23 protein-coding genes are annotated in these 21,769 nt (G+C 65.4%); 16 read left to right on the forward strand and 7 right to left on the reverse strand.

All coding sequences use genetic code 11. The features are described from left to right. Window positions 1–27 precede the first annotated feature (27 nt). From KBX17_RS00190 to KBX17_RS00200, 3 genes are read left to right on the forward strand one after another with little or no spacing between them, the layout of a single operon-like run. Window positions 28–180, forward strand: coding sequence for a DUF4177 domain-containing protein (locus KBX17_RS00190; RefSeq protein ID WP_005287216.1), 153 nt, complete (start codon window positions 28–30; stop codon window positions 178–180). 1 nt (window position 181) lies between these two features. Beyond that, a complete protein-coding gene (locus KBX17_RS00195) occupies window positions 182–637 on the forward strand; it encodes a RidA family protein (RefSeq protein ID WP_255998992.1) in 456 nt (151 codons plus the stop codon). A 10-nt stretch (window positions 638–647) separates the two neighbouring features. After that, complete coding sequence (locus tag KBX17_RS00200) at window positions 648–1,469, forward strand: MBL fold metallo-hydrolase (protein WP_255998994.1); 822 nt, start codon at window positions 648–650, stop codon at window positions 1,467–1,469. A gap of 33 nt (window positions 1,470–1,502) precedes the next feature. Here the strand turns inward: KBX17_RS00200 and glxR are convergent, their stop codons facing one another. Then, window positions 1,503–2,186: a CRP-like cAMP-activated global transcriptional regulator GlxR gene (glxR, locus tag KBX17_RS00205; protein ID WP_005287208.1), complete on the reverse strand. Its 684-nt coding sequence runs from the start codon at window positions 2,184–2,186 to the stop codon at window positions 1,503–1,505. Between the two features lie 344 nt (window positions 2,187–2,530). Between glxR and nth the strand changes: the two genes are divergently transcribed. The 4 genes from nth to KBX17_RS00225 are packed head-to-tail and all read left to right on the forward strand — an operon-like array spanning window position 2,531 to window position 5,867. Beyond that, window positions 2,531–3,358 carry an endonuclease III gene (gene nth / locus KBX17_RS00210; RefSeq protein ID WP_256002140.1) on the forward strand — a complete coding sequence of 276 codons (828 nt, stop codon included), beginning with the start codon at window positions 2,531–2,533 and terminating at the stop codon, window positions 3,356–3,358. Next, window positions 3,355–3,948 (forward strand): TlpA disulfide reductase family protein, encoded by a 594-nt coding sequence (locus tag KBX17_RS00215; protein WP_256018012.1) that lies wholly within the window; start codon window positions 3,355–3,357, stop codon window positions 3,946–3,948. The genes nth and KBX17_RS00215 overlap by 4 nt, the downstream gene beginning before the upstream one ends. Further along, window positions 3,949–4,680: a CoA pyrophosphatase gene (locus tag KBX17_RS00220; protein ID WP_256018014.1), complete on the forward strand. Its 732-nt coding sequence runs from the start codon at window positions 3,949–3,951 to the stop codon at window positions 4,678–4,680. Then, window positions 4,680–5,867: a MarP family serine protease gene (locus tag KBX17_RS00225; protein ID WP_256018015.1), complete on the forward strand. Its 1,188-nt coding sequence runs from the start codon at window positions 4,680–4,682 to the stop codon at window positions 5,865–5,867. Before KBX17_RS00220 ends, KBX17_RS00225 begins: the two co-directional genes overlap by 1 nt. Before the next feature lie 3 nt (window positions 5,868–5,870). On the opposite strand, the gene KBX17_RS00230 is transcribed toward KBX17_RS00225, so the two are convergent. The 3 genes from KBX17_RS00230 to KBX17_RS00240 form a co-directional block, all read right to left on the reverse strand. Continuing rightward, the gene (locus KBX17_RS00230; protein WP_256018017.1) at window positions 5,871–6,788 is read right to left on the reverse strand and encodes an alpha/beta fold hydrolase; all 918 of its coding nucleotides are present in this window, start codon (window positions 6,786–6,788) and stop codon (window positions 5,871–5,873) included. A 68-nt stretch (window positions 6,789–6,856) separates the two neighbouring features. Further along, window positions 6,857–7,435 (reverse strand): phage holin family protein, encoded by a 579-nt coding sequence (locus KBX17_RS00235; protein ID WP_005287193.1) that lies wholly within the window; start codon window positions 7,433–7,435, stop codon window positions 6,857–6,859. A 141-nt stretch (window positions 7,436–7,576) separates the two neighbouring features. Next, window positions 7,577–8,434: an HAD family phosphatase gene (locus KBX17_RS00240; protein WP_256018019.1), complete on the reverse strand. Its 858-nt coding sequence runs from the start codon at window positions 8,432–8,434 to the stop codon at window positions 7,577–7,579. Between the two features lie 441 nt (window positions 8,435–8,875). On the opposite strand from KBX17_RS00240, the gene ssd reads away from it, so the two are divergent. From ssd to KBX17_RS00275, 7 genes are all read left to right on the forward strand, one after another. After that, entirely contained in the window at window positions 8,876–9,940 is a 1,065-nt protein-coding gene (gene ssd, locus KBX17_RS00245) for a septum site-determining protein Ssd (protein WP_256018021.1), read from the forward strand. Further along, window positions 9,940–11,085, forward strand: coding sequence for a TadA family conjugal transfer-associated ATPase (locus KBX17_RS00250; RefSeq protein ID WP_256018022.1), 1,146 nt, complete (start codon window positions 9,940–9,942; stop codon window positions 11,083–11,085). Before ssd ends, KBX17_RS00250 begins: the two co-directional genes overlap by 1 nt. Continuing rightward, window positions 11,082–11,882, forward strand: coding sequence for a type II secretion system F family protein (locus KBX17_RS00255; protein ID WP_256018024.1), 801 nt, complete (start codon window positions 11,082–11,084; stop codon window positions 11,880–11,882). Before KBX17_RS00250 ends, KBX17_RS00255 begins: the two co-directional genes overlap by 4 nt. Beyond that, window positions 11,879–12,556: a type II secretion system F family protein gene (locus KBX17_RS00260; RefSeq protein ID WP_005287171.1), complete on the forward strand. Its 678-nt coding sequence runs from the start codon at window positions 11,879–11,881 to the stop codon at window positions 12,554–12,556. Before KBX17_RS00255 ends, KBX17_RS00260 begins: the two co-directional genes overlap by 4 nt. A gap of 162 nt (window positions 12,557–12,718) precedes the next feature. Beyond that, window positions 12,719–12,970 (forward strand): DUF4244 domain-containing protein, encoded by a 252-nt coding sequence (locus KBX17_RS00265; protein WP_256018293.1) that lies wholly within the window; start codon window positions 12,719–12,721, stop codon window positions 12,968–12,970. A 16-nt stretch (window positions 12,971–12,986) separates the two neighbouring features. Continuing rightward, window positions 12,987–13,295, forward strand: a complete 309-nt coding sequence (locus KBX17_RS00270; RefSeq protein ID WP_255996235.1) for a hypothetical protein — start codon at window positions 12,987–12,989, stop codon at window positions 13,293–13,295. Then, window positions 13,295–13,642, forward strand: coding sequence for an Rv3654c family TadE-like protein (locus tag KBX17_RS00275; RefSeq protein WP_005287163.1), 348 nt, complete (start codon window positions 13,295–13,297; stop codon window positions 13,640–13,642). The genes KBX17_RS00270 and KBX17_RS00275 overlap by 1 nt, the downstream gene beginning before the upstream one ends. A gap of 34 nt (window positions 13,643–13,676) precedes the next feature. On the opposite strand, the gene KBX17_RS00280 is transcribed toward KBX17_RS00275, so the two are convergent. Next, a complete protein-coding gene (locus tag KBX17_RS00280) occupies window positions 13,677–16,043 on the reverse strand; it encodes a DEAD/DEAH box helicase (RefSeq protein ID WP_256018026.1) in 2,367 nt (788 codons plus the stop codon). Window positions 16,044–16,195: 152 nt separating this feature from the next. Between KBX17_RS00280 and KBX17_RS00285 the strand changes: the two genes are divergently transcribed. Further along, window positions 16,196–16,399, forward strand: coding sequence for a cold-shock protein (locus tag KBX17_RS00285; RefSeq protein WP_005287157.1), 204 nt, complete (start codon window positions 16,196–16,198; stop codon window positions 16,397–16,399). Between the two features lie 62 nt (window positions 16,400–16,461). Here the strand turns inward: KBX17_RS00285 and KBX17_RS00290 are convergent, their stop codons facing one another. Then, window positions 16,462–17,097: a DedA family protein gene (locus KBX17_RS00290; protein WP_370687025.1), complete on the reverse strand. Its 636-nt coding sequence runs from the start codon at window positions 17,095–17,097 to the stop codon at window positions 16,462–16,464. A gap of 124 nt (window positions 17,098–17,221) precedes the next feature. On the opposite strand from KBX17_RS00290, the gene topA reads away from it, so the two are divergent. Then, a complete protein-coding gene (topA, locus tag KBX17_RS00295) occupies window positions 17,222–20,137 on the forward strand; it encodes a type I DNA topoisomerase (protein WP_256018028.1) in 2,916 nt (971 codons plus the stop codon). 55 nt (window positions 20,138–20,192) lie between these two features. On the opposite strand, the gene KBX17_RS00300 is transcribed toward topA, so the two are convergent. Continuing rightward, the gene (locus KBX17_RS00300) at window positions 20,193–21,719 is read right to left on the reverse strand and encodes an adenylate/guanylate cyclase domain-containing protein (protein WP_255996231.1); all 1,527 of its coding nucleotides are present in this window, start codon (window positions 21,717–21,719) and stop codon (window positions 20,193–20,195) included. Window positions 21,720–21,769 lie beyond the last annotated feature (50 nt).

Raw genomic sequence — 21,769 nt, forward strand, 5'->3', positions numbered from 1 at the left:
ACGGAGGCGAACAGCTAGAGTGGCGGCATGACTAAATGGGAATACGCCACCGTTCCGCTGCTCACGCACGCCACCAAGCAGATCCTGGACACCTGGGGTGAGGATGGCTGGGAGCTTGTCGCTGTCACGCCCGGCCCGAACCCGGAGAATGTCGTCGCCTACATGAAGCGGGAGCTCTAAGGTGAGTGCCCTTTCGCGTATCAGCGCTTTGGGTCTCCGCCTCCCCGACGTCGCCGCCCCCGTTGCGGCGTACGTGCCCGCAACGCGGGTGGGCAACCAGGTCTGGACCTCGGGCCAGCTGCCGTTCGTTGACGGCGCGCTTCCTGCGACCGGCAAGGTCGGCGCGGAGGTCTCTGCCGAGGATGCCTACGAATACGCCCGGACATGCCTGCTCAATGCTCTCACCGCGGTCGATGCGGAAGTGGGGCTGGATGCCGTCACGCGCGTGGTGAAGGTGGTTGGCTACGTAGCCTCCGCACCCGACTTCACCGGCCAGCCCGGTGTGATCAACGGGGCATCGGAGTTGATCGGGGAGATCTTCGGCGATGCCGGCGCGCACGTTCGCTCGGCTGTCGGTGTCGCGGTTCTGCCGCTTGACGCCCCAGTGGAGCTCGAGCTCATAGTCGAGGTGGCGTAGGGTGGGAAACATGCAGCATCCCGCTTATAGCCAACTGCGTCCTGTCACCCCGTCTGCCGCCGTCGTGCTGGCGATGAACCCCAGCTACGCAGCACTGGAGGGCACGAACTCGTGGGTTATCCGCGACCCGGAGGATGAGTACAGCATTGTCATCGATCCGGGCCCGGAAGACGAAGGCCACCTCAACGTGCTCCAGTCGTCGGCCGACAAGGTCTCTCTGGTGCTGTTGACGCACCGCCACCACGACCACGCTGACGGCGCTCACCGGTTCCGTCAGCTCACGGGCGCTCCGGTCCGCGCTTTCGACGAGCGTTACTGCAACGGTGGCGAGCCCCTCCAAGACGGCGAAATCATCGCCGTCGACGGCATCACTCCGCGCATCAAGGTCGTGCACACCCCCGGCCACACGGGCGACTCGGTGTGCTTCTACATCTACTCCGGCGACCCGGAGTCCCCGGAGTCGACGCTGGAGGGCATCTGCACCGGTGACACGATCGCCGGCCGCCACACCACGATGATCTCGGAGACGGACGGTGACTTGGGTGGATACCTGGATTCCTTGAGCACGCTCGAGGAAGACGGAGCAGGCATTAAGCTTCTGCCGGGCCATGGTCCGGAAGGCGAGGACCTGTCCGGATTCGCCCGCAAATACATTGACCGCCGCGAGTACCGGTTGGACCAGATCCGCAAGGTGCGCGCCGAGCGCGGCGCAGATGTGAGCATCAACGAGCTGGTTGATGCGATGTATGACGATGTTGATCCGGTCCTGCGCGGGGCCGCGGAACAGTCCACCCGTGTGGCCCTGCGCTACCTCGAGGGCAAGGAAGCCTAAAAAGGCTCACACGGCGCAAGCCGCCCCGGGAGGCTAGCGCGCGCGGCGCGCGAGGTGCTCCGTGTCCACGATGACGACGGACTTGCCTTCCAGGCGGATCCAGCCGCGCTGCGCGAAGGTGGCCAGCGCCTTGTTCACCGTCTCACGGGAGGCACCGACAAGCTGGGCGATCTCTTCCTGAGTCAGGTCGTGGTTGACGCGCAGGGTGCTTCCCTCTTGGGTGCCAAAGCGGTTGGCCAACTGAAGCAGCGTCTTGGCCACGCGGCCCGGGACATCAGTGAAGATGAGGTCCGCCAAGGACGCGTTGGTCCGGCGCAGACGGCGCGCAAGAACGCGCAGCAGCTGCTGAGAAATCTCCGGGTGCTCGTTGATCCATGTCTTGAGCATCTCGGAATCCATCGTGGCTGCTTGGACCTCGGTCACGCACACTGCGGAGGAGGTGCGCGGGCCGGGGTCGAAGATGGACAGCTCGCCGAACATGTCGGACGGCCCCATGACGGACAGCAAGTTCTCGCGGCCGTCGGGGGCGTGGCGGGCAAGCTTCACCTTGCCGTCGATGATGATGTACAGGGTGTCGCCCGGCTCACCTTCGTCGAAGATGGTGGTTCCGCGGGGAAACGTCTCCGTCTGCATGTCACCGATGAGGTTGGTCACTGCAGCGGGGTCCACGCCTTGGAAAATGCCGGCGCGTGCCAGTGTCTCCTGTACGTCGTCCATGTGCGCTCCTTCTACTTGGCGCTTACCCGCGAGCCGTGCGTTCCAGGATGTGGAATCAGTCACCGCGACCCCGGCAGACGCGCCACGTCACACTGTGTGACTCTATCACGCGCACTGGGGCACAGGCGGGCATTCATGCGGGTTTACTTTCTCCCCAAAATGAAAAATGCGCGTTGAGGCCGGTTTTAGGCAGGGTGCACGACAGCGACTTCGAGACGTTCCATGGCCACAACGAACACGGCGAGGAACAGCGGGGCCAAAAGCGCGAAGAGAACACTCATCATGGTTCCCTATCGTAGTTCCTCGGAGGGGAGCCGGTGGTACCCATCGCTATAGTTGTGTGCATGTCCGCCCCAGATGCAGCAGGAAGTCCAGCAGGCTCCGTCACGCCAGTGCGCTTCCGCCGCCCCGGCGCGCACCCCGCGTCAAAAGGCACAGAGACTGAGCTGGGGCGCACCCGCCGCGCAAGGCGGATCAACCGCACATTGGCCGCGACCTATCCGGATGCGCACGCGGAGCTGGACTTCACCAATCCGCTCGAGCTACTTATTGCAACAGTACTCAGTGCGCAAACGACGGACGTGCGCGTCAACTCTGTCACACCGGAGCTGTTTCGGCGCTACCCCGACGCGGCGAGCTACGCGGCGGCCAACGTCGACGAGATCGCAGAGATCATCCGGCCGACAGGGTTCTTCCGCGCGAAGGCGGGGCATCTGAAGGGGATCGGGGAGGCGCTCGTCGATAAGCATGGCGGCGATGTGCCCACCGCGATCGAGGATCTGGTGAAGCTGTCCGGCGTTGGCCGCAAGACAGCGCATGTGGTCCGCGGCAATGCGTTCGGGATGCCGGGGCTCACCGTGGACACGCATTTTCAGCGCCTGGTGCACCGCATGATGCTTATCGACGCATCTATCACCGATCCTGTCGCCATCGAGCACGCGATTGCCAGCGTGATTGAGAAGCGTGAGTGGACGATGTTCTCGCACAGGATCATTTTCCACGGCCGACGCGTATGCCATGCTCGCAAACCGGCATGCGGGGCGTGCCCGGTGGCGTTTGACTGCCCGAGTTTCGGAACGGGCCCTGTTGAGTGGGACGAGGCTGAGAAGTTGGTGACCGGGCCGGAGCGCGAGCACATCCTGGACATGATGGGGCGGGGTGAGAGCGAGTGAAGCGCAGTGTGCTGATCAGCGTGCTCGCCATCCTCGCCGCAACGGTGCTGGTGGTGGTCGGCGCGGTGTCGATGCTGAGGGGGCAGCCGGGCTCGAACAGCGCAGCGCCCGAAGGTGAGGAGGGGCGCAGCACCGTGACCAACACTGTGAGCGAAATGGAAGCCGGCAGCCGACCTGAATGCCCGCACGGGGCCGTCGGTGGGGTGGAGCTGCCCTGCTTGGGAGCGACCTCAACGGACGGGGCTGTGGCCGATGACCAGGTTACGGTGGTCAGTCTGTGGGCGTGGTGGTGCGAACCGTGCCGTGAGGAGCTGCCTGCGCTGCAGGAATTCGCGGACGCGCACCCCGAATACAGCGTTGTCGGCGTGCACGCGGACGGGGACGCGCAGGCCGGCGCCGCGCTTCTCGACGAGCTTGGCGTGACCCTTCCGAGCTACCAGGACACCGAGAACCTTTTCGCTGCCCAGCTGAAGCTGCCCCCGGTCGTGCCGGTGCTGGTGGTGTTGCGCGGGCAGGAGACTGCTGGCGTGGTGCCCACGCCGTTTACCGACGCCGATGACATTGCCGCGGCCGTCGAGGAGGTGCTCTAAATGTCTGAGACTCCCGAGATGTCCGCGATGCTGCAGCCGGAGCGTGCGCCCCAGTGGCTGGACCCGCTGACCCACAAGCTGTCCGCGCCGGGCAGTGCCAGCTTGGTCACGAAGATGCAGGGCCACATGCGGTTTGCGTCCCAGAGATCGAAGCGGGCAGCCGTGCTCATGTGCTTCACGGGTGATCCCGAGGCGGCGACGTTGCCGGATGACGCAGAGATCCTCATCACGCACCGCACGCCGTCGTTGCGGAACCACTCCGGCCAAATGGCCTTCCCTGGCGGGAAGGTGGACCGGCAGGACTCCGGCCCGATCGACGCGGCACTGCGTGAGGCCCGGGAGGAAACGGGCCTGCAGCCCGAGCGCGTCGTGCCGCTGGCGGTCCTTGAGACCATCGCAGTGGGCCCATCGGGCAACCCAGTGAACCCCGTGTTGGCGTATGCGCAGGAGCCGGGGGAGGTGTGGTCTGCAAGCCCCAATGAGAATGACGATGTCTTCTTCGTCCCGCTCAGCAACCTCATCAACCCCGACAACCGCTTCCGTGTCGCCCGGTTGGGCTGGTCCGGGCCCGCCTTCGAGCTCCACGGCTACGTGGTGTGGGGGTTCACGGCCTCGCTGCTGTCGGTCATGATCCGCGAGGCCGGGTGGGAGGAACCCTGGGAGCACAAGGATGCTGTCGACCTGCGGCATGCCCTGCGCACGTCGCGCAACGGTGAAGGGCACGGTTTCTAGTGACCGCAGCGATCCTTGTAGATGTGTTCCTTGGCGTCATCTTCCTAGCGTCGCTCCGCAGCGGCTGGCGGCATGGCGCCTTCTCGGCCGGATTCGCCGCACTGGGAATTGCCGCGGGTCTGATCGTGGGCATCGTGGTGTCGGCCTTCGTCGTGGACCTTGCGGATGTCACCAGCATTCGCGTGCTCCTTTTGCTGGCCACGGTGGTGCTCTTCGTCGCGCTGGGAAACATCGTGGGCACAACAGTCGGTTCTGGGCTGCGGGAACGGATGCGCTCCAAAACGACCCAGCGGTGGGACTCCGCAGTGGGCGCGTTGTTGCAGCTGGTCATCGCGGTAGTGATGGTGTGGCTCGTGGCCATCCCGGTGGCCGCCAACGCCGGTGGCTCGCTGGGTAAAGGCGTGCGGGAATCCCGCGTGCTCACCGCCATCGACAGCGTCGCACCGAGCTGGGCCAACAAGGTGCCTGAGCATATCGCCGCGCTTATCGACGTCACCGGCCTGCCTCCCTTAGTCTCCCCCTTCCAAGGGGCGGGCGCAGACGTTGAGGCCGTGAATCCGGAGGCGGTCGCCCCGGCCGTCATTGACGCGGCGCGCGCCGGAGTGGTGCATGTCCTCGGGGACTCGACGAGCTGCAGCAGGCACATGTCGGGGTCCGGGTTCGTGGCCGCACCGGACTACGTGATCACCAACGCCCACGTCGTTGCCGGCACCGACGAGGTCGAATTGGACACCGTGGTAGGGGTCAAACAGGCCACCGTGGTGTTCTTCGACCCGGAGGTGGATCTCGCGGTCCTCCACATCCCGAACTTAGGCATTGAGCCGGTGCGGATCGCGCAGGACCCAGCCCATACCGGCGATGATGTCGTCGTCCTGGGCTATCCCGGCACCAACCCGTTCACAGCGTCCCCGGCGCGCGTGCGGGACCGCATCATGGTGTCCGGCCCGGACATTTACGCCACCGGGCGCACGGAGCGGGAGGCCTACACGCTGCGCGGGGACGTACGCCCCGGCAACTCCGGCGGCCCGGTGATCGCGCCCGACGGCGCCGTGGTCGGGGTCATTTTCGGCACGGCTGTCGACGGCTCCGAGACTGGTTTCGCGCTCACCATGGACCAGGTGCAGCGTGTGGTGGGGGAGTACGTGGGGTTGACTGCGGCCGTCGATACGCAAGCATGCGTGGCATGACGCTTACGTGAGAAAGTTCGTGAGGGCCTCGACGAAGCCCTGCGGATTCTCCACGTGGGGCACGTTCTTCGCCCCGGGGATGCTCGTGCGGGCCAGGGGGCCGCGGGTGCGGGCGCTGGAGAGTTCGTCGATACGCGTCCACACGTCTTGGGGCGGGTGGATGAGCAGCACAGGAGCGTGGGTTGGCGCGTTGGCGTTGGCTCTGTTCGGCAGCGAGATGAGTTTCGGTGTGAGCATGCGGGAGTTGTGAATGATCCCGCGCAGTGCGTTGTGGATGCTGGCGGCCTGCACGCGCAGAGCGAGGGTCTCAGTGAACGCGTCGGACCGGTGGAAACCCGGCTGGGTGTTGATGGTCAGCTCGCTGCGCCACACCTGCGGAATTGCCCCGGCGAACCAGCGCAGGAACCAGCTGGGGAGGCGTCCGATAGCCACGCGCGTGGTCATGTAGATCAACTGCCATGGCCGCCGGCGCATGTAGCTGCGCAGATCGTAGGGGTGGGCTGCCGACACGGCGACGAGACTGTCGACTCGGTGCGGGTAAGCGGCCGAATACACCCAGCTCAACGCCCCTCCAGTGTCATGGCCGACAAGGTGCGCGCGCTCGTGCCCGAGGGCGGTGATCATGCCGTCGATGTCCCCGACGGCCAACAACGTATCGTCGCCGGGGCGCGACGGGGGCTTGTCCGACATCCCGTAACCGCGCATGTCCACGGCCGCGACGTGGAACCCCTCCTGAGCTAACGGTTCAATCACGTGGCGGAAGTCCAGCCACGCTCCGAATGTGCCGTGAATGAGCAGCACGAGCGGGTCGCGCGGATCCCCGGCGACAACTGCGTGCAGACGAATGCCGCGGGTGTGCAGCATGACGTGCTCAAACGGGCCGGGAAGGGCGACAGTGTTCGGGGAGATGGGTTGTTTCATGGGGGTGCGTCGATAAGCGAAAAGCCCGCGACAATGCGCGGGCTAAACTGCTAAAAATTAAGCGGTACTTAGTCGGTCACCTTGGTGGAGCCGGTGCCCTGCGCGGTGGGGTAGCCAGCCGGAACAGTGGTGCCGGTGCCGTAGGAGGTGTACAGCTCGGAGGTGTCCTTCTCCAGGTTCTTCTGTGCCTGGCCCGGGACGAGGCCCTTGAGCTCGTTGACGGACTGGATGGTCTTCTCCGGCTTCTTCATCGCCTGGAAGCGCTTCACGCCCACCAGGGCGAGGATGCCTGCGGTGATGAGCATGAGCAGGAAGACGATGCCGAAGCCCCATGCGTCATTCGTCCAGATCGCAATCAGCTTGGCCAGGAAGAAGAAAAAGAAGAAGGTGGAGAACAATGCAATCACACCAGCGGCGACGAGCATGCCGCTGCCGATCGCTGCCTTCTTAGCTTCACCGACAACCTCGGTCTTAGCCAGTTCAATCTCGTTGCGGACAAGGCTGGAAACCTGCTCGGTGGCGTTGGACACCAGGGTGCCCAAAGAGTCCGCGCCCGGCTGCGTCACGTCCGTGTCGCGCAGGGGGATGGAATCGATCTTCGCCTTGTAGCTGGTCGATCCGCTGGTGTACATCCCGTCGTTGCTCACTGTTCTAAAACCTTCCTCGGGTGGGCCCCGCCCATTGCAGGCAGATTCTCAACCTTGCTTTGAGCTTTTTCAACCTATCTCAACGGAAGTCTACTGTATATGACATTCCTGCTGAGTGCGTGACGTAGGTAACGGTGGGCCTTAAGCGCTCTTGCGGCGCTGGGCTAGCCACACGCCGAAAGCAGTCAGGGCGGCGACGCTGGCGACCATTCCGGCGCCGATACCGATCTCTTTCGCGCCGGGGGAGGGGAAGAGGGGCTCCGGGTTCTTGAAGCTGCGGATGTCCCAGCCGTTTGCTGCCGCATGCTTGCGCAGCCCCCGGTCGGGGTTCACGGCGACGGGGTGGCCGACCATCGCGAGCATGGGGACGTCGGTAAGCGAATCGGAGTACGCGTAGCTGCGCGCAAGGTCATACCCGCGCTCGTCGGCGAGGCGCCGCACCGCATCCGCTTTCGCGTCGCCCTTGAGATAGTGGGTGATCTCACCGGTGAGCTTCCCGTCTTTGACCTCCGCCTGAGTTGCCACAATTGTCTCGATGCCCAACTCTGCCGCGATCGGCTCCACCAGGATGGACGCGGATGCGGACAGGATGACTAGGTCGTGGCCCTGCGCGCGGTGGTAGTCGATGAGTTCCCGGGCCTCGGAGTAAATCGCTGGGGTGACCACGCTCACCATGGTGTCGGCAACGACGTCGCGCACTTGCTCGACTGGCCAGCCCTTCACCATCGCCGCCATGCGGTCGCGGGTCGCATCCATCTTCGCACTGGAGTGGCCGGAGAACATATACGACGTCTTGGACAGGTAGAGCTCTAACGCCTGCTGGCGTGTGATCAACCCGTTGTCCATGAACCCGCGACCGAAGGCGTAGGCCGACGAGGTGGCGATGATTGTTTTGTCCAAGTCGAAGAACGCGGCCACGCGCTCACCCGTGCCTTCGCCGACGCGTTGCGGTGACGCTGGTGACGCTGCGGCGCTGTGATCCGGGCCAGTATCTGTCATGCGAATGATTCTACATCCACAAACTGCCCAACTTGCCGCGGAAAACAGCCAGCTCACATGCGTTTGTACGGGGGCTTCGAAATATTTTTCGAACTATCTGAGTTTGGGTCTTGTGCAGAATCGAATTTATATGCCATAATCAGATCTGCACGGCCCCGATATACAGTGTGGCCGGCCCCGGCCCGATCCCCCCCTGTGGCCGGGTAAGACGGCCCGCGCACCCCCCCGATAGCGCGGGCCGTCTCTTATTCTCTCCGCATGCTGTCGCCGCAGCGGCCGGTTCCCTGGCCCCTTAGTTGTGGTCACTGCAGTGCGCACAATGCGCGGTAAGCGCCAGATCTATCCACAGAAAAATGGTGACACGTCCGCGAAAACGGGGGTTGTCCACAGGGCCGAAAGCAACCGCTTGAGCTGGGGGTTGGCAGCGCTCACAGTGAAGCCATGCGCAGCGACACAGCACCCATCCTCATCGCCGTCGGCGACCCGATCGTGCACCCCGAGGCAACGCACCTCGCGGCCGCAACGGGCCGCCCATTGATCGACGCCCACAGTCCCGCCGACATCACCCGCCACCACTCCCGCGCCTTCGCCGTGCTTATCGACGACGAGAACCTCCCCGCCCTCACCGGCCTTCCCGAGCGCCACGGAGTGTTCCACCTGCGCAGCGACACCACCGGTGGAACAACCGACAAGGCTCCACCGGGCGCGGCCGATTCATTCGCGCTGCCGGCGGAGGCTGCCGACCTCCTCGGAGCGATTGGGAAGTTAGCACTGCGCGCGGCAACCGGGGTTGCCAGTGCCCGCACTGCGACGACGGGCACAGTACTGACGTTCATCGGCGCGGCTGGTGGTGCGGGAACGTCCACCTTCGCGGCGGCCGTTGCCCGCACAGCGTCGACGGAGGTACAACCCGTTATCGTCGACGCCCACCGTTACTCCGGCGGGATCGACTTGTTACTCGGCGTCGAGGACGTTGTCGGTGCGCGCTGGGGTGACCTCGACATCGGCCAAGGCAGTGTGGACCGGTCACAACTGCGCCAGGCACTGCCGGTGACGAAGGACGGGATCGGGGTGCTCACCGGGGCCCGGACGGTGGTGCCCGAAGCGGCGGGGATTAGCCGCGTGGCCGCGGGAGATCTCGACCGGGTCGTCACAGCGCTGGGCACGGGCGGACTGACCGTCGTTGACGCGCCTGCAGACGGGCTGCCCAACCGGTGCGACCACGCATTCATCCTTGCGCCGGCAGAGGTCCGAGCGGCCGCTGCCACCGCGCTCATCGCCGCGGAATGCCGGGGCGCGAACATTCCGGTGTCCATTGTGCTGCGGCACCGCGGCTGGTCCGGGATGACCGCCGAGGAGATGGAGAACGTGACCAACACGGAGGTGGTGGCGGAAGTCAAGCACGTGCCGAAGCTCGTCCGCGCAGTCGAAGTCGGCGGGTTGCCGGCGCGCCTGCCGCGATCACTCACCGCGGCAGCTCGAACGATTTTGAAGGCGGCGAGCTAATGGAGCGCGCAGACATCATCGCCGCCGTGCAACGCCGCCTTGCTGACGACCCGTCTCTCACGTCACCGGCTGAACTCGCGGGTCTCATCCGTGAAGAGGCAGTGGTCATCAGCGACCTCGACGTGCTGGACATCATGCGTGCTCTGCGCGACGAAACGACGGGAGCAGGGCCGCTCGAGACGTTGCTCGCCATGGACGGGGTCACCGACATCTGCGTCAACGGCCCCGATGACATCTTCTTCGACCGCGGCAGTGGGCTGGAGCGCGCGGACATGAGCTTGGGTTCCGACGATGCGGTGCGCCGCCTAGCCACGCGCCTAGCCGCCAGTTGCGGGTGCCGCCTCGACAGCGCGAAGCCGTACGCCGACGGGCACCTTTCGCGTATCGACGGCACCGTCTTACGCTTCCACGCCATCCTCGCCCCCACCTCCGCGGGCGGCACCTGCATTTCCCTGCGCGTGTTGCGCAGCAAGACGGCCACGTTGGACCAGCTGCGTTCCTCTGGGGCTGTGGATGGGGAAAGGGAGGCGGTGCTGAGGGGAGTCGTCGATAAGCGAAAAGCTTTTCTCGTTGTCGGTGGCACCGGGACAGGCAAGACGACGCTGCTGGCGGCCATGCTGGCGCAGGTCGCGCAGCACGAGCGCATCGTCGCGATCGAGGACACTGTGGAGCTGACTCCGGCGCATCCGCACGTGGTCAACCTGACCTCGCGCGGGAAGAACACGGAAGGCGCAGGTGAGATCACTATTGCCGACTTGCTGCGACAGGCTCTGCGCATGCGGCCCGACCGGATCGTGGTGGGGGAGATCCGTGGTGCGGAGGTGGTCGATCTTCTCGCCGCGCTGAACACAGGCCATGACGGGGGTGCGGGGACTGTTCACGCCAACTCCATCGATGAGGTGCCCGCCCGGTTGGAAGCTCTGGCGGTGCTCGGCGGGCTCGACCGGGAAGCGCTGCACTCGCAGCTGGCAGCGGCGGTGGATGTGGTGATCGTGATGCGCCGGGAGAGCGACGGCCGACGCATTGTCCACCAGATCGGTGTGCTGGAAGGCAACCCGGTGGTGCCGCGGGTCGTGTGGGATTCGCGCGCCGGGCAGCGCGACGGGTACCGGGAGCTTTGCACGGAACTGGGGGTGCAGCCGTGATCTCAGTGATTTCGTGGCCGGCTGCGCTGCTGCTCGCCCTGGCCCTGTGCGTGCCGCCTGCGCGTCCTGCACTGCGCATCGGTCAAAGATCCGCCCCGATGACTCAGGCGGCCCTGCGTCCCTTGGTGGGGATCGGTGGTGTGGTGGCTGTGCTTGCAGTGCTCGCGACGGACCGGGCGACGCTGATGCTGAGCGTGTGTGTCGCCGGGTCGACAGCCATCCACTCGGTGGTGGCGGCCCGCCGGCGCCGCGCCCACCACGACCGTGCCGTTGCCGCTGCCGGTTACCTCGGCCACTTGGTCGCGGCCTTACGCGCTGGATCGAGCGTGGCGGAAGCATGCACCCGGGCCGCCGAGCAGACTACCGACAATGCTCCGGCGGATCTTGCCAGCGAGCTGCGCCGTGTGGCCGCCCACACGAGAAGCGGCGGGTCGGGTGCGGCGATCCTGGCAGCGTCACCCCTGCCTGAGCTGCGGGATGTCGGTGTCCTGTGGGGCTTGTCGGCCAAGCTGGGCATTCCCGTTGCGGACCTGCTCGGCAGCGCGCGGTCCCGCCTGGACAACGCTGTGCGGCACCGCAACGCTACTACGGCGGCGCTGGCGGGTCCTCGGGCAACCGCAGTGGTTCTGTCTGTACTGCCGCTCGCGGGGATCCTCATGGGGCAAGCAATGGGTGCCCGTCCGGTGGCCCTACTCACCGGCGGAGGGCTCGGCGGCCTGTTGCTGCTGGTGGGAACGGCGCTCGTCTGCGCCGGGTTCGCTACGTCGCAGGCGATCATCGGGAGGGCGGCAGGATGAGTGCGTCGATAAGCACGGTGCTGGCAACAGCCTTCCTCGCCGGGGCACTTGCTCTGCCTGGGGTGGGACCAGCGGGCCGGATAAGCGAGTCCACCCGGGACCCGAAGGCCCCGCGCGACGGGCCCGGCAACACCAGTCGATGGGGGAAGCAGAAAAAGCGGTGGGACAAGCACCGCATCGCCAGCGACATTGAACTGTTCGCCGCCTGCTTCCGCGCGGGGTTACCGGCCGCCGCGGCAGCCGCCGCAGTGGCAGAAAGCTACCAACAGGGTGGCCAGGATGAAGCACTCAACGAGGGGGAAAACGTGGGGGACACGGGGGAATCGGGTCAGCTCGCGCAGCTGGGGCAGCTCTGGCGCCGCGTTGTGGCCTACAGCGAACTCGGGATTGAACCCGAACGCGCATGGGCCGTCATGCACGGCGTCCCAGGATGCGAAGAGCTGGCGTCGACGGTCACGTTGTCGCACGCCTCAGGATCAGCGGTAGCCGATTCCTGCGACCGCATCGCCGAGTCCCTGCGCGCTGACGCAGCCGACGACGCAACGGCGGCCGCAGAACGCGCCGGAGTGCTCATCAGCATTCCGCTCGCCGCGTTCTTCCTCCCGGCGTTCTTCGTCCTCGGGCTCGCGCCCGTGGTCATCGGGTTGGGGTCAGACATGTTCGGGGGTGGATGAAAAACCAGAGAACCGAGATAACCAGCACAAAACCCAGGAAACAAGAACAACCAGCACGAACCAAGCAAACAACTCTCAAGACACACCGTCATCAGAAAAGGAGACGTGATCATGACTGCAGCCATCATCAATCCCACCGAGAACAACATCCAGTCCGCGCCGATGGGCCTGCGCGGGGCCGTCGATAAGCTCAACGCCGCCACGCTGCGCGCCTACGCACGAGCATCCCAACGTGCAGCCTCAGGTGCCGCTGCCCTGCGCAACGAGCGCGGAATGTCCACCATCGAATACGCCATGGGCAGTCTCGCCGCAGCCGCTCTCGCCGCGGTGCTGTACATGGTGATCAACGGCGACGGGGTGGTCAGCGCGATCGAGGGCATCATCACCGACGCGCTGTCCAACACACCGAGTTAGGTAGAGGGTGGCGCTGATGAGAAAGGTGCTCGTCGCTGACCGCGGTTCCGTCACGATCGAGGCCGCGCTGTCGCTCGCCGTGTTGGTCACGGTGGCTGCGGCGATCGTGGCGGGGATCTCCACCATGGCCTCCTACATCACGGCTGTGGACGTCGCGGGTGCGGCGGCGCGCTCCCACGCCATCGGCATCACCTACACCCCGCCGCGGGACGGGATCAGCGTCACTGTCACCGAGGATGCCGAGGTCGTGCGCGTGACGGCGGAGGTCCCCGCGACTATCCGCCCGATGCGCGCTACCGCGGTGTATCCAGTGGAGTTCCGCTGATGCGCACGCTTATCGACGACCGCGGCCACGCCACCATCCTCTCCGCCTCCATCGTCGCTGCCGTGGTCAGCTTGGCAATGGTGGTGGCCGGCCTGGTCAGCCACACCGCCGGCACGCACCGGGCGCAGGTGGCGGCGGACCTCGCTGCCGTCGCCGGGGCAACTGCGCTCTACACGGGACATACCGCGTCGCAGGTGTGCTCCACTGCGGAGAGAACTGCGAGCTTGAACGACGCGGAGGTACGCACCTGCACGATCGACGGTGCGGATGTGATCGTCACCACTGCCGTGCGCACGGCGGGTGGGGCGAGACATGCCGAAGCGACGGCGCGCGCCGGGCCGCTGTGACAGCGGGGCTGCCGGACCACCGATAGCCAGGGGCTCAGCGCACGCGGTCGCTCATTCCCGCCGTCATGGTAGCCAGCGCGCCTAACAACTTCAGCGCGCCCGCTTTATCCAGTGGTTGATTGCCGTTGCCGCACTTCGGTGACTGCACGCACGAGGGGCATCCGGTGGCGCACCCGCAGGACTTCACGGCGTCGTAGGTCGCGGCAATCCACTCGTGGAAGCGCGCGTAGCCCTCGTCGGCGAAGCCGGCGCCGCCGGGGTGGCCGTCGTACACGAACACGGTGGGCAACATCGTGTCCGGGTGCAGGGCGGTGGATACGCCGCCGATGTCCCACCGGTCGCACGTGGCTAGCAGAGGCAGCAGGCCGATCGCGGCGTGCTCAGCAGCGTGCAGGGTCCCAGGGACGTCGCCGGCGGCGATGCCGAGTTCGTCCAGCACGAGCGGGTCGATCGTGTAGGCCACCGCCCGTGTGACCAGGGTTTGCGGGGGGAAGTCCAGGGGGATGTGTTCGGAGGTGGTGCCGTCGGAAAGCTTGACGACGTACCCCGTCACCCGGTCCGTGACCTCCACATCCACGCTGGCCACCCACAACCCAGGCGAGGGGTTGACCTTGTCCACCGTGCCGATGACAGCGATGTCCGTGGTGGACCGCGCCATCGTGGAATAGTCGGGCATCTCCGGGCGGGCGAGCGCGACGTAGCCCTCCAGGTCGAGCTCTTCAATGACGAAGAATTCGCCCTGGTGGACGTAGACAGCCCCGTCGTGCACCTGCGACATGGCGCGGGCGGAATCGACGGTGCCGAGCAGGCGCCCGTCGGTGACATCGACAATCATGACCTCGTCACCAGTGCCGCCACGCAGGCTCACCGAGGCATGCGCCGACTCCGGCGTGATGGGCCCGTCCAGCTGCGGCACGGCGAACCAGCCCTTGGCGCGGCGACGCAGGAAACCCTGCTCTTCCAGCTCGGCGACGGTGCGGGCGATGCTGTCGCTGGCTGCCACCTCATCGGGCGTGAGCGGCTTCTCGACGGCCGCGCAGTACACATGCCCCCGCAAAATGAACGGGTTCCACGGGTTGAACACGCTATTCTCCACCGGCCGGTCCAACAAGGCCTCGGGGTGGTGGACCAGGTAGGTGTCCATCGGCTCGTCGCGGGCAACCATGACCACCAGGGACGACTGCCCGCGCCGGCCCGACCGGCCCGCCTGCTGCCGGAAGGAGGCCACGGTGCCGGGGAAACCGGCCATGACCACGGCGTCGAGTCCGCCGACGTCGATGCCGAGTTCCAGCGCGTTCGTCGTGGCCATGCCGAGCACGTCACCGTTGTCGAGAGCCCGCTCCAACGCGCGACGGTCCTCAGCAAGGTACCCAGCGCGGTAGGAGGCGATCCGCTGGGCGAAGTCGGCCCGGCCGGCGGCAACCAAATCCTCAGCTGCGCGCATCGCCACGATTTCGGCAGCGCGCCGGGAGCGCACGAACGTCAGCGTGCGGGCACCGGCCCCGACCAGGTCCGCCATGATCGTGGCTGCTTCTGTGGTGGCGGCGCGGCGGACGGGGGCGCCGTTCTCGCCCTCGGCACCCTCGATGAAACCGGGCTCCCACAAGGCGAAGGTGCGTTCGCCGGTGGGGGCGCCATCCTCTGTCACAGCGGTCACATCGCGGCCGGTCAGACGGGACGCGTGGACGGCGGGGTCAGCGGCCGTTGCAGAAGCGCACACGAACACTGGCCGCGACCCATAGGCCCGGGCGATTCGGTCTAGGCGGCGCAGCACCAGCGCGACGTTGGCACCGAAAACGCCGCGGTAGGAGTGGCATTCGTCCACCACGACGTACCGCAGGTGGCGCAGCAGCCGGGCCCACTTCGGGTGGCCGGAGAGGATGCCGGCGTGCAGCATGTCGGGGTTGGTGAACACGAAGCGGGTGGTCTCCCGCACCACGGGACGAGCCTCGGTAGGTGTGTCTCCGTCGTAGGGTGCGGGGTTGATAGGGGCGGAACCAGCCCCACCCAACACCGGATGACCCTTAATGAGGGTATTCACCGCCATCAGCTGATCGGATCCCAGCGCCTTCGTCGGCGTCAGGTAGATCGCGCACGCGGTCGGATCCTCCGCCAGCGTCGTCAGCACCGGCAGTTGGTAACCCAAAGATTTGCCTGACGACGTCCCAGTAGCCACCACCACATCGCGGCCGTCCCACGCGAGTTGGGCGCATTCGGCCTGGTGGGAAAACGGGAGGGTGATGGAAGCGTCGATAAGCGTCGTGCGCAGCGCCTCATCTGTCCACTGCGGCCATTCAACATGGCGCGCGGGGCGTCCGGGGACGGTGCGCGCATGCGTGATGGTGCCCTGCGGGCATGCGCGAGTGAGCCCTTCGAGCAGCTCTTGGGCCATCACATCCATGCGGATCCCTCCAACGGTAATTAGGGTACGGAAAACTTTTCGGCTCGCCCGGCGTGATTGGCCAAGTCATGGCACACTGGTCGGTGGTCGCAGATTGTGTGCGCCTTACCGGGTGCTCGCGAGCTCCAAGCATCTACGAAAGGTTAACCACAATGGCAACAGGAACTGTGAAATGGTTCAACGCCGAAAAGGGCTTCGGCTTCATCGCACCTGATGACGGCTCTTCTGACGTTTTTGTCCACTACTCCGAGATCCAGGGCAGCGGCTTCCGCACCCTCGAAGAGAACCAGCAGGTCGAGTTCGAGATCGGCGAAGGCAGCAAGGGTCCGCAGGCACAGCAGGTCCGCGCGCTTTAACGCTTGTCGACGGTCAAAAAACGGCGCCCCACTCGGGCGCCGTTTTTGCGTGTGCGGGCCTCTTAGATCACTGAGACACCGCGCCGGACATCGCGCCAGTCCAACAAACGTGACTGCAGGCGCTGAATGCCCAGGCCAACCAGCGAGCCGAGGATCACACCGACGATCATGGCCAGCAGCGGGAAGTCCGACAGGATCGTGCCGCCGAGGTACCCCACGCCAACGCCGATGAAGACCCACAGCACGACGCCGATGGTGTCGTACAAGAAGAACTTGAACCAGCTGAAGCGCACGGAGCCCAGCAGAATCGTGGCCACCCACCGCGCCCACGGGATGAACCGTGCCACGATGATGGTGACAGGACCGTGCTGGTTCATGTTGTCCCGCACCCATTCGATGGCGCGGCCGGCGTTCGAGTCTGGGTCCAGGCGGTTGACAAAGTGGATCAGTTTCCCGCCCAGCATGAAGCACAGGTTGTCGCCGATCAGCGCGCCGATCATGGCAGCCCCGATGACCCATTTGACGTCCGGCACACCCTGGGAGGCGGAGAAGGCGCCCGCCAAGTTGAGGACGGTTTCGCTGGGGACGAGCGGGCACAGCGCGTCGACAGTGATGAGCAGGCCTAGCAGCGGATAGAAGATAGGCATGGTCATCAACTGCTCCAAGAATTGGATCAGCGAATCGATCATCTCAGCCATGTCAGGAAAGTGTACTTCGCGTGGAACTTATTCAGGGAAGTTTTCATGATCAGTCACAAAGACCTTATATTCCGTGGTAGTTGTCATAGAGAATGAGCTCGAGAGGTTTAAGGAGTCACCCGGCGTGACGGATAACGGCAAAACACTGGTCATTGTGGAGTCACAGACCAAGGCGAAGAAGATCCAAAAATACTTGGGCGACAACTACTTCGTTGAAGCATCTGTGGGCCACATCCGCGACCTGCCCGGCCGCGCCGCTGACATTCCCGCCAAGTACAAGAAGGAAACGTGGGCCAAGCTCGGAGTGAACCCCGAGGACGGCTTCCAGCCGATCTACGTGGTCAGCCCCGACAAGAAGAAAAAGGTCACTGACCTCAAAGACAAGCTGAAGCGCTCCGACAAACTGTTGCTGGCAACAGACCCGGACCGTGAGGGTGAGGCCATTGCCTGGCACCTGCTCGAGGTGCTCAAGCCGAAGGTTCCAGTAGAGCGCATGGTGTTCAACGAGATCACCGAATCCGCCATCCGCGAGGCCGCAGAGAACACCCGCGAGCTGGACATGGACCTCGTCGACGCGCAGGAAACCCGCCGCATCCTCGACCGTCTCTACGGCTACGAGGTATCGCCCGTGCTGTGGAAGAAGGTCATGCCGCGCCTGTCGGCGGGCCGTGTGCAGTCGGTGGCCACCCGCGTGATTGTCGAACGTGAACGCGAGCGCATGGTTTTCGTCTCCGCCGAATACTGGGACGTGACCGCCACCTTGAACGCGGGCAGCGGCGGGGCCGCCAACCCGGACGACTTCGACGCGAAACTGTCCACCATCAACGGGACGAAGATCGCCCAGGGTCGTGATTTCAACGACCGAGGTGGGGTGAAGAATGATGCGGTAGTTGTCGTCGATAAGCAGCGTGCGGAAGTGCTCGCTGAAGGTTTGACCGGACAAGACCTGACGGTTGCCAGCGTGGAGTCGAAGCCGTACTCCCGCCGGCCGTACGCCCCGTTCATGACGTCGACGCTGCAGCAGGCCGCGGGTGCAAAGCTGCACTTCACCTCGGCGCGCACGATGCGCATCGCGCAGCGCCTGTACGAAAACGGCCACATCACGTATATGCGTACGGACTCCACATCGCTGTCGAAGCAGGGGCTCGATGCCGCACGCAACGCTGCCCGAGAGCTGTACGGGTCGAACTACGTGACCGATCAGCCGCGCCGCTACGACCGCAAAGTGAAGAACTCGCAGGAGGCGCACGAAGCGATCCGCCCCGCCGGCGAGCGATTTGCCACTCCCGGTGAGCTCGCGAGCGCCCTCGACGCCGAGGAGTTCAAGCTGTACGAACTGATCTGGCAGCGCACCGTCGCCTCCCAGATGGAAGACTCCCGCGGCACCACTATGACCGTCGTTGTCGCAGGTCAAGCTACCGACGGCACCGACGTTGAGCTGACCGCCTCCGGCCGCACGATCACCTTCCCCGGCTGGCTGCGCGCCTACTCCGACACGCAGGACAACAAGGAAAAGCACCTGCCGCAGCTGTCTGAAGGCGACGCGCTGACCGCCCGCGAGGTCACAGCTGACGGCCACTCCACCAACCCGCCGGCGCGCTACACAGAAGCGTCGCTGGTGAAGAAGATGGAGGACCTGGGCATCGGCCGTCCGTCGACGTACGCGTCCATCATCAAGACCATCCAGGACCGCGGTTACGTGGCCACCCGCGGCAACGCGCTGGTGCCCACCTGGGTCGCGTTCTCCGTGGTGGGGCTCATGGAACAGAACTTCGACGCGCTCGTGGATTACGAGTTCACATCCTCGATGGAGGACGAGCTCGACGAGATCGCCCAAGGTACCGAGAACCGCACCGAGTGGCTCACCGGCTTCTACTTCGGCGACGCCGAGGCATCCGACACCACCGCCGAGGCTGTAGCGCGCCGCGGCGGCCTGAAGCACATCATCGAGGCCAACCTCGAGGCGATCGACGCCCGCAAGGTCAATTCCCTCGAGCTCTTCCGCGACGAGGAAGACCGTCCCGTCTACGTCCGCGTCGGCCGCTACGGGCCGTACTTGGAGCGCCAGGTCGGCGTGGGAAGCGACGGCGAGCCGGAGTTCCAGCGCGCCAACCTGCCCGAATCCACGACTCCGGACGAAGTCACCCAAGAGATGGCAGAAAAGCTCTTTGCCACCCCGCCGACCGGCCGTGAGCTGGGGCAGAACCCCGACACCGGCCGCATGATCGTGGCCAAGGAAGGCCGCTACGGCCCCTACGTCACCGAGCTTGTCCGTGATGACGAGCGTGCCACCGCCGAAGCCCACGCCCAAGAGGTCATCGCCGCCGAGCGCGCCGAGGAAGACGCCCAGCGCGCGGCCGAGGGCAAGCGCGCGAAGAACTGGGAGACGAAGACCGCGGAAGCAGCGCGAGTCAAGCGCACCGAGCAGCTTGTCGACGAGCAACTCAAACCCGCCACCGCCTCCCTGTTCTCCTCCATGGAACCGTCGACGGTGACGCTTGACGACGCTCTGAAGCTCCTCTCCCTGCCCCGCGAAGTCGGCGAGGACCCCTCCGACGGTGAGATGATCACCGCCCAGAACGGCCGTTATGGCCCGTACCTGAAGAAGGGCAACGACTCGCGCTCGCTGGCCAACGAGGACCAGATCTTCACCGTGACGCTGGATGAGGCCCGCCGCATCTACGCCGAACCGAAGCGCCGCGGCCGCGCCGCCGCTCAGCCGCCGCTGAAGGCGCTTGGCGACAACGACGTCTCCGGCAAGCCCATGACCGTCAAGGACGGCCGCTTCGGCCCCTACGTGACCGACGGGGAAACCAACGCCTCCCTCCAGCGCGGCGACACCCCCGAAACCATGACGGACGCCCGCGCCAACGAACTGCTCTCGGCCCGGCGCGCCCGCGAAGCCGAGGATGCCGCCGGTGGCGGGGCGAAGAAAGCCACGAAGAAGAAGGCCTCCAAAAAGAAGGCCACCAAGAAGGCTGCGAAGAAGCCGAAGCAGACCACCAAGCGTGTGGTGAAGGCGGGCACGCGCAAGAAATAGCGCGGGGCTGGCGTGTGTAAGGCGCGGCCGCACCCTCGCCGAGTGCGAGGCGCGGCTAGGCGCTGTCCGCCATCGTCGCGCGCACCGGGCGGGCGAGCTGCGTCATCTTGTTGCGGCCGCGCAGCTCGATCGACTTCATCACGGTCCAGCGCGCCTGCTCGATCTCGTTGGCGCTTGTCAGCGTCGAGGCGTTGGTGAGCACTCGGCCCGGCGTGTCCTTGGCCACCTCGGTGAGACGGGCGGCGGTATTCACGGCGTCACCGATGACGGTGTACTCGAAGCGGTCTTGGCCGCCGATATGCCCGGCGACCACGTGGCCGCTCGCAACGCCAATACCGGCGTCGAGCTCGAGTCCGCGCAGCTCTTGGCGCAGCTCGCGTGCGGCCTGGAGGGCGTGGGAGGCCGAGTCTGTCACCGCCAGCGGCGCACCGAAGACGGCCAGGGCCGCGTCGCCCTGGAATTTGTTGATCACGCCCTTGTTGCGGTGCACCACGTCCACGACGATCTCGAAGAAGGCGTTGAGGGCCTCCACGACCTCTTTAGGGGAGTGGTTGACGGCGAAGTTCGTCGAACCGATGACGTCGACGAACACGACGGCGACCTTGCGGTCCTCGCCGCCGAGCTCCGGCTTCTCCTCGAGGGCCTTCTGGGCCACCTCGGAGCCGACGTACTGGCCGAAGATGTCGCGGACGCGCTCACGCTCGTTGAGCCCGCGCATCATTTCGTTGAAGCCGGCTTGCAGGACGCCGAGCTCGGAGCCGTCGTAAATAGGCACCTGCGTGTCCGTCTCACCGCGGCGCACTCGGTTGATCGCCTGCTGGAGCTCCTTGATCGGGTCGACGACGTTCATGACGGCGAACGCGGTGCCCGCCATGCCGGTGAAGATCGCGGTGCCCGCCAGGGCACTTACCGACGGCAACAGCTCACCGGGGGTGTCTTCGAAGAACCCGTAGTACTGGGCGGCCAACAGGAACAGAATGCCCAGCAGCGGCACGCCCGAAGTCATGAACCAGGTCATATACAGACGCTGTTTGATCGGAGGTTCCAGAGTGGAGTCCTCGTGTTGCCGCGCCAAGGTCGATGCCGCCACGGGGCGCACGAGGCGTTCCGCCTGGACGAAGGTGAGCACGCAGGTGACCAGGCCCGCCATGAGGGTGGAGATGGCGATGACGAGGGCTAAGGAGCCGTCGTAAAGCGCCGTGGCTGTGGTGGCAATGATGATGCCGAGGAGCCAAATCACCCCGACCACGAGTGTCTGCAGCACCGGAATGCGGAGCACAAGGCGGTAGACGCTGTGGGCGTCGAAATCGTCGGGGCGCCGCTCATACAGCAGGACCGGTCGAAACAGCATGTAGGAGACAATGCCGCCGAAGATCACGGCGATGACAAGATAAACGACCGCCAACGGCCCGAAGACATTCGCCACATCCGCCAAATACTCCGTGCCCTGCATCGGGATGAGGTAACGGACGAAGAACATGATCGCGATCGCGCTGACCACGTTGGTGAACAGCAGCACGGAAGCATACAGAGGCCATGGTGTGCCCATGAGCCACTTCACGCCGCGCCAGATTCTTTCCACGTTCACCTACTCTACGTCGGGGGTAGGTGAAGAGTGGACAAGCCATCGCG

It is taken from the genome of Corynebacterium sp. CCUG 65737 (assembly GCF_024454115.1).
In the GTDB taxonomy this organism is placed as follows: domain Bacteria; phylum Actinomycetota; class Actinomycetes; order Mycobacteriales; family Mycobacteriaceae; genus Corynebacterium; species Corynebacterium genitalium.